This window comes from Paraburkholderia sp. EG304, from assembly GCF_046543485.1.
In the GTDB taxonomy this organism is placed as follows: Bacteria; Pseudomonadota; Gammaproteobacteria; order Burkholderiales; family Burkholderiaceae; genus Paraburkholderia; species Paraburkholderia youngii.
On sequence record NZ_JBKGUA010000098.1, the window covers coordinates 1 to 11469 of the forward strand.

Annotated in this window: 9 protein-coding genes and 3 pseudogenes; 6 read left to right on the forward strand and 6 right to left on the reverse strand. The window is 60.1% G+C overall.

The annotated features are described in order from the left end of the window. Positions 1–61: 61 nt before the first annotated feature. Together tnpA and ACLFKU_RS40665 are read right to left on the reverse strand one after the other, a co-directional pair. Positions 62–448, reverse strand: a complete 387-nt coding sequence (tnpA, locus tag ACLFKU_RS40660; protein WP_410852981.1) for an IS66-like element accessory protein TnpA — start codon at positions 446–448, stop codon at positions 62–64. 108 nt (positions 449–556) lie between these two features. After that, positions 557–900, reverse strand: a pseudogene (locus ACLFKU_RS40665) (hypothetical protein); the annotation flags it as partial. 89 nt (positions 901–989) lie between these two features. On the opposite strand from ACLFKU_RS40665, the gene ACLFKU_RS40670 reads away from it, so the two are divergent. Genes ACLFKU_RS40670 through ACLFKU_RS40680 form a run of 3 tightly spaced genes read left to right on the forward strand, consistent with a single transcriptional unit; the run spans position 990 to position 1880 of the window. Further along, positions 990–1175: a hypothetical protein gene (locus tag ACLFKU_RS40670; RefSeq protein ID WP_410852982.1), complete on the forward strand. Its 186-nt coding sequence runs from the start codon at positions 990–992 to the stop codon at positions 1173–1175. Between the two features lie 27 nt (positions 1176–1202). Next, a complete protein-coding gene (locus tag ACLFKU_RS40675) occupies positions 1203–1703 on the forward strand; it encodes a transposase (protein WP_410852983.1) in 501 nt (166 codons plus the stop codon). Between the two features lie 12 nt (positions 1704–1715). Further along, the gene (locus ACLFKU_RS40680) at positions 1716–1880 is read left to right on the forward strand and encodes a transposase (RefSeq protein ID WP_410852984.1); all 165 of its coding nucleotides are present in this window, start codon (positions 1716–1718) and stop codon (positions 1878–1880) included. A 523-nt stretch (positions 1881–2403) separates the two neighbouring features. Here ACLFKU_RS40680 and ACLFKU_RS40685 read toward each other — a convergent pair. Next, positions 2404–3852 carry a sigma-54 interaction domain-containing protein gene (locus ACLFKU_RS40685; RefSeq protein ID WP_410852985.1) on the reverse strand — a complete coding sequence of 483 codons (1449 nt, stop codon included), beginning with the start codon at positions 3850–3852 and terminating at the stop codon, positions 2404–2406. A gap of 487 nt (positions 3853–4339) precedes the next feature. Between ACLFKU_RS40685 and ACLFKU_RS40690 the strand changes: the two genes are divergently transcribed. After that, on the forward strand, positions 4340–5806 hold the full coding sequence (locus ACLFKU_RS40690) for a PHB depolymerase family esterase (protein ID WP_410852986.1): 1467 nt from the start codon (positions 4340–4342) through the stop codon (positions 5804–5806). Positions 5807–6438: 632 nt separating this feature from the next. On the opposite strand, the gene ACLFKU_RS40695 is transcribed toward ACLFKU_RS40690, so the two are convergent. From ACLFKU_RS40695 to ACLFKU_RS40705, 3 genes are all read right to left on the reverse strand, one after another. Further along, positions 6439–7005: a hypothetical protein gene (locus ACLFKU_RS40695; protein WP_410852987.1), complete on the reverse strand. Its 567-nt coding sequence runs from the start codon at positions 7003–7005 to the stop codon at positions 6439–6441. Between the two features lie 156 nt (positions 7006–7161). Then, positions 7162–7467 carry a hypothetical protein gene (locus ACLFKU_RS40700; protein ID WP_410852988.1) on the reverse strand — a complete coding sequence of 102 codons (306 nt, stop codon included), beginning with the start codon at positions 7465–7467 and terminating at the stop codon, positions 7162–7164. A gap of 17 nt (positions 7468–7484) precedes the next feature. Then, a complete protein-coding gene (locus ACLFKU_RS40705) occupies positions 7485–8825 on the reverse strand; it encodes a tetratricopeptide repeat protein (RefSeq protein WP_410852989.1) in 1341 nt (446 codons plus the stop codon). Positions 8826–9736: 911 nt separating this feature from the next. Here ACLFKU_RS40705 and ACLFKU_RS40710 point away from each other — a divergent pair. Both ACLFKU_RS40710 and ACLFKU_RS40715 read left to right on the forward strand, forming a co-directional pair. Further along, positions 9737–10077 (forward strand): annotated as a pseudogene (locus tag ACLFKU_RS40710) (SDR family oxidoreductase); the annotation flags it as partial. A 282-nt stretch (positions 10078–10359) separates the two neighbouring features. After that, positions 10360–11372: pseudogene (locus ACLFKU_RS40715) on the forward strand (branched-chain amino acid ABC transporter substrate-binding protein); the annotation flags it as partial. Positions 11373–11469: the final 97 nt, after the last annotated feature.

Below are 11469 nucleotides of genomic sequence, written 5' to 3' on the forward strand. Positions count from 1 at the left end.
GTATCGAAGCCGGCCCGCATGTCCAGCGGCTCGACCGCCAGCCACACCTGATCAATGCGGATCATGCGAGCCACTCACGCAGCCAGGCGGCGCATTGTGCTGCCTCTGATATCGGCGAGCTAATCGTCATCGACTGGTTCGCGCGACGCACCTCGACGCGGATCTCGGCCGGACGAACGTTCATCGTGTCGAGCGGCACCGGCACAAATGCCGGTGCCTGTGCCGACGGCACTGCCACATCGCTGCTCGCGACGGGCACCCGAGCATTCCCTTCGGCTTGTTCCACCCAACGTCGCAGCAGGTTTGCGCTCAGCCTGTGATCCAGGGCGATGGCCGCAAGCGATACACCCGGTCTTCGGCAGGCTGCCACCACCCGGGCTTTGAACTCGACGCTATATCGCCGGCGTCGACGCCTTACAACCGGTGCCTCTTCTTCGATAGTGTTCACGTGTCCACCTATTTAAGTGCACACGATGCTCCCAAAACCTTCAACGCTACTCAAGACGGGATGGCCGGGCGCTTACGCTTAACTAATGCTGCTACACAGTAAGACCAATTAAACAATCGAGACAAGATGGGGATAGGATTCGTCCTTTCTCAGAATGTGAACGGATCTTGAGTGAGTCCGGGATAGCGATTGCTTTCGATAGAGCAAAGCGCGAAACAGATGTCGTTTGACCAGAACGTGCTGCCGGCTCAGGCCGAAGCTCCGTAGGAAAGTTTGAGTGCGATCGGGAGAGCGGAGGCATTGCATGCGCCGCCCGCGTTCACGCGTGGGCTGATGACTATTTTCGGCCCGGTTCAGGCTTTGAGGAAGACGTGTTTGACGGTGGCGAGTTCGGGTATTTCGGCCTTCGTCGCAGGAAAGCTGAACAACTGGTCGGTCACGATCTTGCGTGGCCCTCCGGAACAGGGCTTTTGTCCGGATGGAGCCGGGGTACCGGGTGACGAACGCGCGGGCGTATAACCAGAGCCTGAGAAAGGGCGGCATGATCAGCCTGTATGTGCCGGGCGGCGATCTGAAGGCGCAGCTTATCAACGCAAAGAGCCGTACGCCGGGCGTGTCGGGGCGTGAGCCGACCTACACCACGGCGTACATCGAGCTGATCTTTACCTTCTATCGGTTGTTGGGCGGGGGGGGGATGCGGCAGATCACCGGCTATATGGAGGACTAACGGGAGACTCGCGGGCTGGACATCCCGGTGCCCAGCGCCGGTCAGCTGGGCGAACGGTTCGCTTCACAGGAGGTGAGCGTCACGCAGCGTTGCGAACAGCTGGCCCGGCGTCTCGCGCGCGGCGGGACGATCAGTCTCATCGTCGACAGCACGGGATTGAGCTTTGGGCGGGCGAGCCAGTGGTATGAGGAAAAGTACGCTCAGAAGGCCGCGCGCACGCCGTGGCGCAAGATGCATCTGTCGATCGACGCTGACATGAACGTACACGCGATCCGCATCACCACTACAGAAGTATCGGACAGCGAAGGAGTGGACGCCGTGCTGCCCGCTGATGTGCCGATGGATCGGGTGATTGCCGATGGCGCGTATTTCAGCATCGAGCGTACCGAAGCGCTTTCAGGCGCGGGCGTGACGCCCGTCATCCCACCGCCGGCTCACGCTGTCGTACACGGCGAGGAGCGAACTCGCTGGCATGACCAGATCGTCAGATACATCGAGGACAAAGGCATCTATGCATTTCACAAGTAATACGGCTACGGTGTGCGCTCGCTGGTCGAGGCACAGATCTCGCGCATCAAGCGCTGCATCGGCGAACGCCTGCTGACGCAGGAGCTTGCGTCGCAGGAAGGAGAAGGCATAATCATCGCCAACCTGCTGAACCGGTGGAACGCCTTCGACAAACGGGTTTGCGTCAAAAATGCATAGTCGCGTCCATGGCACGGGAACTCGTACCCATCCGGACAAAGCCGGTCGCAAGCCCCGCTTTGTCACGGCGGGGGTTGCAAGACCGTCCGTGTTGCCGTCGTAGGCAATGATCCGTACGCCGCGACCTGACCATGTCGTCGCCGTTGCAGGCGGCAAGCATGGCGGTTGACAGCACGGTGACGCAGAGCGTCGTGAGTGTCGGTGAAGGATGGCGTTGCCGGGCGGTCGACGGACCGTGGATCATGTCTCCGTTCGCCGCATTGTTTGTGTTGGACTTCGTTGGCGAGCGATTTCCCATTGTCCGAACCATGATGCAACGCCGATCGGTGTTTATGGCGGCAGACCGCTCCGCGAGTGCAAGTCTCGTAAAGCGGAACCCCGGTGTCTCCGGCAGGAGACGCCCTCTCCACGAATGGACGCACATGGCTCAGGAAATCGCCGATGCATGACATCGCGACGTGCGTTGTAAGCTTCACTGGAATGGCTCGGCAGGCACGCACGCAGCGGCTAGCGTCGATCGACGTCAGATCCCGAGCGCGGCCATTTTCTTGTAAAAGGTCGCGCGTCCGATCCCGATCCGTGCGGCCGCCTTTGATACGCATCCGCCCTCGCATCGCAGTGCGGCACCGAGAAACCGCTTCTCGAACATCCGCATCGCGTTCTCGTAACTTGCTTCATTGATGTCCGCGTCACGGGCCTCACCGTGTTCGCGGGCAAATTCTGGAGCGGAGAGCGTCGAGTCGATGTCGTTGACGAACGCAACCAGCAAGTTGGCGTCGATGCACTGGTGATCGGAAAATATCACGGCCCGCTCGAGCGTATTGCGCAATTCACGCACATTGCCCGGCCACGCGTGCTCACGAAGCAGTTGTAGTGCATCTTCACTGAGGTCTGGGCGGCCGATATGGTGGTGTGCCACTAACTCATCGAGGATCATGTCCGAAAGTGCGGCGATATCGTGCGCACGCTTTCTCAACGGTGGTGTTCGGATGACGAGCACGTTAAGCCGATAGTAGAGGTCGGCGCGGAAGCGGCGGGCGGCGACGAGCTCGGGAAGCGCGACGGAAGTCGCTGCAATGATTCTCGCATTGGTCGCTACCACGCGATTCGAGCCAAGCGGCTCGAATTCCTTTTCCTGCAGCACGCGTAGGAGCTTGCTCTGGAGCGAAAGCGGCATGTCTCCGATCTCATCCAGGAAAAGCGTGCCGTCGCTAGCCAGTTCGAACTTACCCACGCGGCCTTTGCGATCGGCGCCGGTGTACGCGCCTGCGGCGGCGCCGAACAGCTCGACTTCGAGCAGCGAATCGGGAATTGCCGCGACATTCACGGCGACAAATGGCTTGTCGGCGCGTGCCGATTCCCCATGTATCGCGTGCGCGATCAATTCCTTACCGGTACCCGTTTCACCGAGTAAAAGGACGGGAAAATCGACCTGGGCTGCGCGTAGCGCGAGGCGCTTCACTTCCATGCTGGCAGGGCTCGTGCCGACGAAATTCGACAGGCTGTATCGGGCCCGCCGTGTGTGTGCTAACGCGTGTCGCGTCGCGATGAGCTCTGCTTGCAAGCGCGAGTACTGGCTAAAGAGCGGTGTGAGTGCTTTCAGTTGTCCAAAGAGGGCAAAGCCGATGGCGCCTATGGTGGCGCCGTTGTCATCCTTCAGTGGCAATCTCGTCACAATGAAAGGTTCGCGCTCGGTTTCAAGTATGTCGAGCAGAATGGGCTTTCCTGTTTTGACGACTTCTCGCATGAGGCTGTTTGGGACAACGGTCTCGCAATCGAGACCAATTGCAATCTTGGGATCGGCAAAGCCGAAGTGAGCAGCATATTTCTCACTGATCCAGACGACTTTGGCCTGTCGGTCGACGATCAGGGTGCCCTCGCTTGAATTAATGAGGGTGTCGAAGAGCGAACGCACAGCGCGCCGCCAGACATAGCTGTAGTCGCTCAGGATTGTGCCGACCTCGGTTGCCATTCGGATCTTCTCCTCGTGTGACAGCGCCGCCCGGTCCAGCTTGCTATGAACCGTCTCGGACCAGAGACGAAGGCGAGCAGTGTCTCAAGTTGTGGATCCGCGCGGGAGTGGGATTTCCCCTACCAATCCAGTTCTGTGGCTGGTGCTAACACATTTCCGGAAATGAAGTGTGGATTCCTCAATGTCGGACTGCATAGGGGTGGCGGAAAAGGATGGGAAAGCGGTCTTTGAGCGTTGAGGGACGCGCCGTGCCCGACGGTTACGTGGCTCCGCTGGCGCGATGCCGTATCCACAATGGGCATGGCATGGACGCTGCTTGTGGTTCGCAGCGGTGCTAGGGGCGGCGGTTCTGTCCGTTTGCTTCTCGACGAAGATGGCGAATTGTCACTTCGCATCGCGAACCAATCATCCCATCGAGTCTAAATGCCCCCACGTCCCGGGGTGCTTGCCTCTCGACAGCAGTGTCCATACAACTAAAGGAGACGTTATGCAACCGCTCTCACGACCCCAAAGACGATGGATTGTTGGCTTCTTCGTCGCGCTGGCGACGACTCCTGCGTTGGCCGCGGTCACGCCCGGACCCGGAACCTGGAGTGGGCAGCAGATCTGGGCCACAGATTCGGTGAATGGCGGCAACTTGACCGGCTATTACTATTGGCCGGCGAGCCAGCCCACCACTCCCAATGGCCAGCGGGCACTCATACTTGTGCTGCACGGTTGTCTGCAGACCGCGTCCGGCGACGTGATCAACAGCAGCAGTGCGGCCGGTTTCAACTGGAAAGCAATTGCAGATCAGTACGGCGCGATCATTCTGGCGCCGAACGCGACCGGCAACGTTTATAGCAACCACTGCTGGGATTATGCGAACACGTCCCCGAGCCGCGGTACCGGGCATGTCGGTGTGCTGCTGGATCTAGTGAACCGCTTTGTTTCCAATTCGCAGTACGCGATCGACCCCAATCAGGTGTACGTCGCGGGCCTCTCCTCGGGCGGTGGCATGACGATGGTGCTGGGTTGCATTGCCCCCGACATCTTCGCCGGAATCGGTATCAATGCCGGGCCGCCGCCTGGAACGACCACGGCGCAGATCGGTTATGTGCCAAGCGGCTATACGGCTACGACCGCGGCGAACCAGTGCAGGGCATGGGCAGGATCGAACGTCGGCAAATTCTCAACGCAGATCGCCGGCGCGGTCTGGGGGACATCGGATTACACGGTCGCGCAGGCGTACGGCCCACTCGACACTGCCACTTTTCGAATCCTCTATGGCGGCACCTTTACCCAAGGGGCGAAGGTGACGATTCAGGGCGGCGGAACGAACACGCCGTATTCCGACAGCAGCGGAAAGGTTCGGACGCACGAGATCTCAGTTTCCGGCATGTCGCACGCATGGCCGGCCGGAACCGGCGGCAACAACGCGAACTACGTGGATGCAACCCGCATCAACTATCCGACATTCCTGATGGACTATTGGGTCAAGAATAACCTCCGCGCGGCGTCGGGGCCTGCACCGTCAGGCTCCGCACCGAGCGGCCTCGCAGTGTCGGGAACAACACAGACGACCGTTTCTCTCTCGTGGAATGCCGTTGCAAATGCCACCAGCTACAGCGTCTATCGCAACGGAAGCAAGGTGGGCTCGTCCGCATCTGCCAGCTATACCGATTCAGGGTTGATCGCTGGGACGACCTATTCCTACACCGTGACCGAAATCGATCCAAATGCGGGTGAGAGCGCCCAATCGTCGTCAGTCTCGGCGACGACGCAATCGAGCTTCGTGTGCACCGAGACGACGACCACTAACTATGCACATGTACAAGCGAGCCGAGCGCATGATTCCGGCGGCACGGCCTATGCGAACGGGTCGAACCAGAGTATGGGGCTGGACAACGTCTTTTATTCGAACACGCTGGCGCAGACGTCTGCCGGATACTATGTCATCGGCAATTGTCCGTAATACGGGACGCGTTTGATGAACGCCTGAACGGACATCCTGTCCGTTCAGGCAAACCTAACGATGGTTGTTTCCGACATGGTGGCCGCGTTTTTCGTTCGACCGATACAGACGTCGTTGCGAGCCGCGATCACGCTTGCCGATATCGACTCCAAACAACCGAGGACGGTACACAAATCCCGCTTACCTTTGCTAAGCGGGGCGAGTGCGTATTTCGGCGAAGCCAAACACGGATTTCGGTCAAAGTCAAACTGGATTTCGGGAGGAAAGTGAGTAGCCGTTTCGCTTGAAGTCGAACGGTTTCGAGGGATTCCACGATCGGTGTTCGGTGCTCCGAAACCGCAGTTCACCTCACCGAAATGCATGTTCGATATGAAAGGCGCGGTTTCGTCCAGTGTTACTGCGGACGGCTCTATCGGCCGTCGGTTATGGTGGCTACTTTTTGGGGACACCGATGACGCCGGCCCACCGGACGACCATTCGCAAAATGAAAGACTTGCTTCGCCTGAAAATGGACCGGCAATCTGTCCCAGCGGTAGGTGAGGGCCAGATGAGATGTCAAAGCAATTCTGGAATCTATGGTCTGCCCGAATTTTGCTACCTCTGCTCTTGACTCCCCGTGGCTTGCAAAAAATCTATCCGGAATCGCTGTTCCTCGATGGAAACCGCACCGGTCGATCCTCAAAAACGTCCGCAGCTACGGCGAGCTGTCCGACTTGTCGGCTTTTCGTCCGATCGGGTTCCCAGCGGTCACAAAACCTCGTTGCATGTCCAGATACCACTAGTGCACATGTCGCCACTTTTTCACTGCTAAGGTAACGCGACGCAACACCACTCAGCATGGAGCTCAATGCGCCAATGCCGGTCACGGCGAATGGCATCGCCGAAACACTGATCCCCGGAAAGCCGGTTGCCAACGACGTGTGGGAAATGAGCAGCGGCACCTCAGTCCAGAACGCGTAGAGCTCTCGCATATGCCCGAAATAGCCCAGCGTCGCGGCCCAGAACCCACCGATGCGAAACGCGCCGAGCACAGAGGGCGGCGATGCCGCCGGTGTATCCATCATGCCTGCCGATCCGCTCGACACGACCGAGTGCGGTCCATCGTCAAGCACGCCGACAATGGCGGCCCCACCGACAGCAAGCGGCGAGGAAGCGGAAATGATCAGTTGCCATGGGAAGACCGTGCCCAGCACGCGCATCACATGCTCGCAGCGCACTGCCGAGAATCAGCATTCCGACTAGCTGGGCGAGCGCCTGCCCGGTGCGATCGGTTGCCCAGCCGATGATCAGCTTCGTCCCCATCGGGTAGATGCAGGCGAGGCAAATTCCGACGCCAAAGCGTAACAGCGCAGCACTCACGAGATCCATCGCCAGCCACGCGAAGCCCAGGTTGAACAATGCTCCGGCGAGCGCGCTGCAAACGAAAATTCGGCTCGCGCGATCCGATCGACGGCGCCGCTCAGCGAAACGACGTAGGTGCCGAGGATGAACCCAAGTTGCATCGCGCTCGCCAGCCGGCCGATGTCGGCCGCGCTGATGTGCCAGATGTTCACCAGGTTTCCGGCAGTACTATTCGCGCTGAACCACAGTGCCGTGCCGAACAGTGGCGCGATCGAGATCTCAGCGACCGGACCTATCCCGTCGACGATCAGCTTTCGCATTCCACCCCGTCATCTCATCAATTCGCCAGCGACGTCTGGGGACTGAGCAGTTGATTGAGCCAGCGCGTGTCGCGCGGAGAAGGGCGACGCTGCAGCCGTTCGTTGAGGATCGCGTGAGCCTTCGCGGCTTCGCCGCTTCGCATCAATGCAACCAGCAGCATGTCTTCGACGATTTCGCGCTGCGCGCCGCTTCCGCCGATCCGCACAACCTCTCGCGCAACCGGCGCCAGGATCTCCGCGGCAAGCGCGTAGTCTTCTTCAGCAAAGGCCAACGACGCGCGGCAGATCGCCGGTACCACCGGGCCAGCCGAAAGCTTTCCGTCCTCGATGAGCTTGTGGAGGACAGCAACCCGTTGCTCGACAGCCTCGCCGTTGCCGCTCGCCGCGGCTACCAGCGTCATATGGAAGTCAACGAACGGAAAGCCCACGTCCTGGAAGAAATTCGACGCGTATTTCGCCGCGTCGTCCCACATTCCCGCCGGAACTGTGTGGCCGTACGCATGCAGGCGCCATAGAAACGACGAGGTGTCGCTGACAATATTGATCGGCGTGCCCTGCGACGAGGCCGGCGCGACATGGTCGTTATAGACCGCGAGGGCGCGCTCGATGTCCCCGAGCTCGAGCGCGATGAGCGCGCTATGCCATGCGATGTGGCCGTGCAGCACGCCCGTTTTGTCGTACTCAGGGAGCCAGCCGGTGATGAACTCCTGCGCCTCTTCGTTTGCACCGGACTCGTACAACACGTGTGCGACCGCGTGCGCCGCATTCACATTGTGTCGCCGCAATTGCAGCGCGCGTTGCGTCAGCGTGCGTCCGAGCCGAAGGTTGCCGTTTTCGCCGTGTGCCCAGCCGCGATAGGTGAGGAACCACCAGTCGTCGGCATCGAAGTGTTTGGCATGACGCTCGCACAGGTCGACGCGTGCCTGATCGTGGTCGGCCATTCCGGAGAAGGCGAAAAGGCCGAACGCGCCCAGCGGCATCGACAGGATGACGATGTCGCGCGGCCAGCGGTCCGTGTGCACCAGCACCGCCGCGAGCGCCTTGGCCGACTGTCCATGAATGGCGAGCGACAGCGCGTTAACGTGGGTGCGCTCGCGCTCGGTCCCGTTCCTAGCGACGAGATCGAGCGCCTTGACAATCTTTGCGCGAGCTTCGGACGGCTGTGCGCTGATCGCATGCAGGCGTGCTCGTGCGGCATGCGCGAGGGCGAAATCCGGGTCGGCGGCGATCGACTCGTCCAGTGCTTCCCCGGCACCTGGCCACAACGACAGCAGGAGATCGACACCGGTTCGGTATCGCTCTGCAGCGAGGTCGGAAGTCGTTGAAAGCGGCAGGTCGTAGCGGTCAAGGCGGCCCATAAATCGGATACTCCAGAAATTCGTTAGCAATGGCTCGGCTATCGTCTGCGGCCGGCCGCGTAGCGGTTCAGTATGTGAGACATTCATTAAACCCGGTTTCTGTGTGGCAGAAATTCGACTACTTGTCGCCATGTGTCGATTATCTGCCAACACCTCGGGCACGCGCTATGAACTGGAAAATAATCGAGGCTCCGGTCGACGCCAAGCCGCCAGCGCGGCTCACGGTCCGCGCGCAGTTCATCCGGCGCGTCACTTTTTCCCCGAGCTCTCTCATCACTGGCATTAGATGGTCTATGCGACATCCGGCGCGTTGACTGTGATATCGGAGGGCGGCTCGCCCGGGATTTCTCCCGAGCAAGCCGTATGGTTGCCGACGGGCCTTCGGCCAAGATCGGTTCACGGCTCGGCGTCCAGTGTCGCAGTCTCTGGATCACGGAGGAGACCCGCACCGCGCTCGCAGGCACGACACCGATGGTGTTCGCGGTTTCGCCGTTGCTGAAGGCACTGATCGTTGAAGCGACAGGCATCGAAGTGACGCCAAGACGATGGCTACGCCGGTCGGATCAGTGCTCTGATTCTCGAGCAGCTTCGGCGTTCCCGGCCACACCCGACGGCATTGCCATGGCCCAGAGATTGCGCGCTCCCGACGCTTTGCGAGACGCTTTAAGCGGACCCGGCAGACCCGCGCGGCCCGGAAGATTGGGGGCGCGTGCTGGGCGTGTCGGCCTGTGCGCTGGCACGGCGGTTCGTCAGCGAGACCGGCATGAGCTTGCGGCCGTAGTGCCGGCGGATCAGGATGGTGAGGGCGATCGAACCGCTCGGCGGCGGGATGGGCGTGACTCGTACCGCGATGGGGCTACGGCTCGACCTCGGCGTTCGTGTATGCGTTTCGTCTCAAGATGGGCAGCAGCGTCAACAGCGCAGAGTACGGTCCAAGGGCTGCGCTCCTCGAGCTCTCCGATGAGCAGTGGCATCAGGGAATCGACACATACTTCCAGAACGTGGCTCGACCCACCCGCCTCGTCGTGCCGCACATGAAGAAGCAGCGCGCGGGCGCCATTATCAACAGATTGACAGTCTTCCCGCTACCGAAGAGCGTCGTTAAAGCGTTCCGATGCACCGGTAGGGCACAAGCGCAGAGATCGCGGCAACGGTCGCGTTTCTCGCGTCGGGCGGCGCGGCGTACAACACGGGACAGGCCATCTGGGACGATGGGGGCTTACCTGCTCGATTTGGTTCGTGCACGTCGTAGCAAGATGTCCGGCCCCGCGGGAAATGGGCCAGGTGCATCTCAGCTTGATAGCGGCGCGAAAGCTCAGGCTGCCGGAAAGTGGCGCTGCCCAGGAAGTGGGCGACGGGAAAAGTATCGAAAAAGCCTCGTATTTGGATAGAAATTTGCAGGAAGGTCATCGCGGTTGATTTTGGCTACCGGCTCTCGTCATTAGGATAGTTACAGGTCAGCGCAATGTTGCTTGCCCAACGGGTCGTAGGTTCTGTCGATCCGATTCCCAGCCAAACTATCGAGAGTACGACCATGCAATCATCCCGGCCACTGATATGTCTCGCGACTTTGACGCTTGTCCTGCAACCTCTCGCGGCCCACGCGGATTTGACAGTAAAGATCGGGCAGGTTTCCCCGCTTACCGGTGAACTGTCCCACATCGGAAAGGATGATGAAAACGGTGTGCGGCTGGCGATCGAAGATCTGAACAGCAGAAAGATTCGGATAGGTGGGCAAAACGTTACGTTCGTGCTCGACTCCCGGGACGATGCGGCCGATCCCAAAACGGCGGTAACCGTTGCTCAGAAGCTGGTGGATGATGGCGTGGCCGGCGTCGTTGGTCACGCGAACTCCGGGACATCGATACCTGCTTCCAGGATCTACTCGGATGCAGGCGTCCCGATGATTACCGAATCGGCAACCAATCCGAAGCTCACGCAGCAAGGATTCACCAACGTGTTCCGTATGGTTGCGAATGACGTGAGACAGGGCTCCGTCATCGGAGGCTATCTGGTCCACGATCTGGGTGCGCGCAATATCGCCATCGTCGATGACCGCACGGCGTACGGTCAAGGTCTTGCCGATGAGATCGAAAAGTCAGTCAAGGGTGCCGGAGGCAACGTGGTCGGCCGCGAATACGGCACCGACAAGACAACGAACTGGATGGCGATTCTCACCACCATCAAGAGCCGTCAGCCAGAAGGTATTGCTTTCACGGGTGGCGACACGCAAGCAGCGGCGTTCGCGCAGCAGGCGCAAAGCTTGGCTTGAGGGTGAAGTTTATTGCCGGCGACGAAGCGTGCACGCCCCAGTTCATCAAACTGGCCGGGTCTTCGATGGACAAGGACGTCTACTGCACCCTGGCGGGCGTACCGCCTGCAAAGATGCCCCAAGGACCCGAATTCTTCAAACGCTATCAGCAGCGGTTCGGTGTTCCCGTGCAGTTATATGCCCCGTATGCCTACGACGCGGTGCTCGCGATGGCGGAGGCAATGCAGGACGCTGGATCGACAGATCCTAAGGCATTGCTGATCAAGTCCACCGCATAGCTACTCGGAGCGTTATAGAGCGGAGTGGATAAGGAAGGCAGAACAGGATGAAGCAGCAGACGCTGGCGATGGAAGCTGACGAAGGTGCGGGTTT

Coding starts and splice junctions, on each gene's coding strand:
- ACLFKU_RS40670 (WP_410852982.1), top strand. CDS start 990: ATGATCAGCCTGTATGTGCCGGGCGGCGATCTGAAGGCGCAGCTTATC.
- ACLFKU_RS40705 (WP_410852989.1), bottom strand. CDS start 8,825: ATGGGCCGCCTTGACCGCTACGACCTGCCGCTTTCAACGACTTCCGAC.
- ACLFKU_RS40685 (WP_410852985.1), bottom strand. CDS start 3,852: ATGGCAACCGAGGTCGGCACAATCCTGAGCGACTACAGCTATGTCTGG.
- ACLFKU_RS40690 (WP_410852986.1), top strand. CDS start 4,340: ATGCAACCGCTCTCACGACCCCAAAGACGATGGATTGTTGGCTTCTTC.
- ACLFKU_RS40700 (WP_410852988.1), bottom strand. CDS start 7,467: ATGCGAAAGCTGATCGTCGACGGGATAGGTCCGGTCGCTGAGATCTCG.
- ACLFKU_RS40695 (WP_410852987.1), bottom strand. CDS start 7,005: ATGCGCGTGCTGGGCACGGTCTTCCCATGGCAACTGATCATTTCCGCT.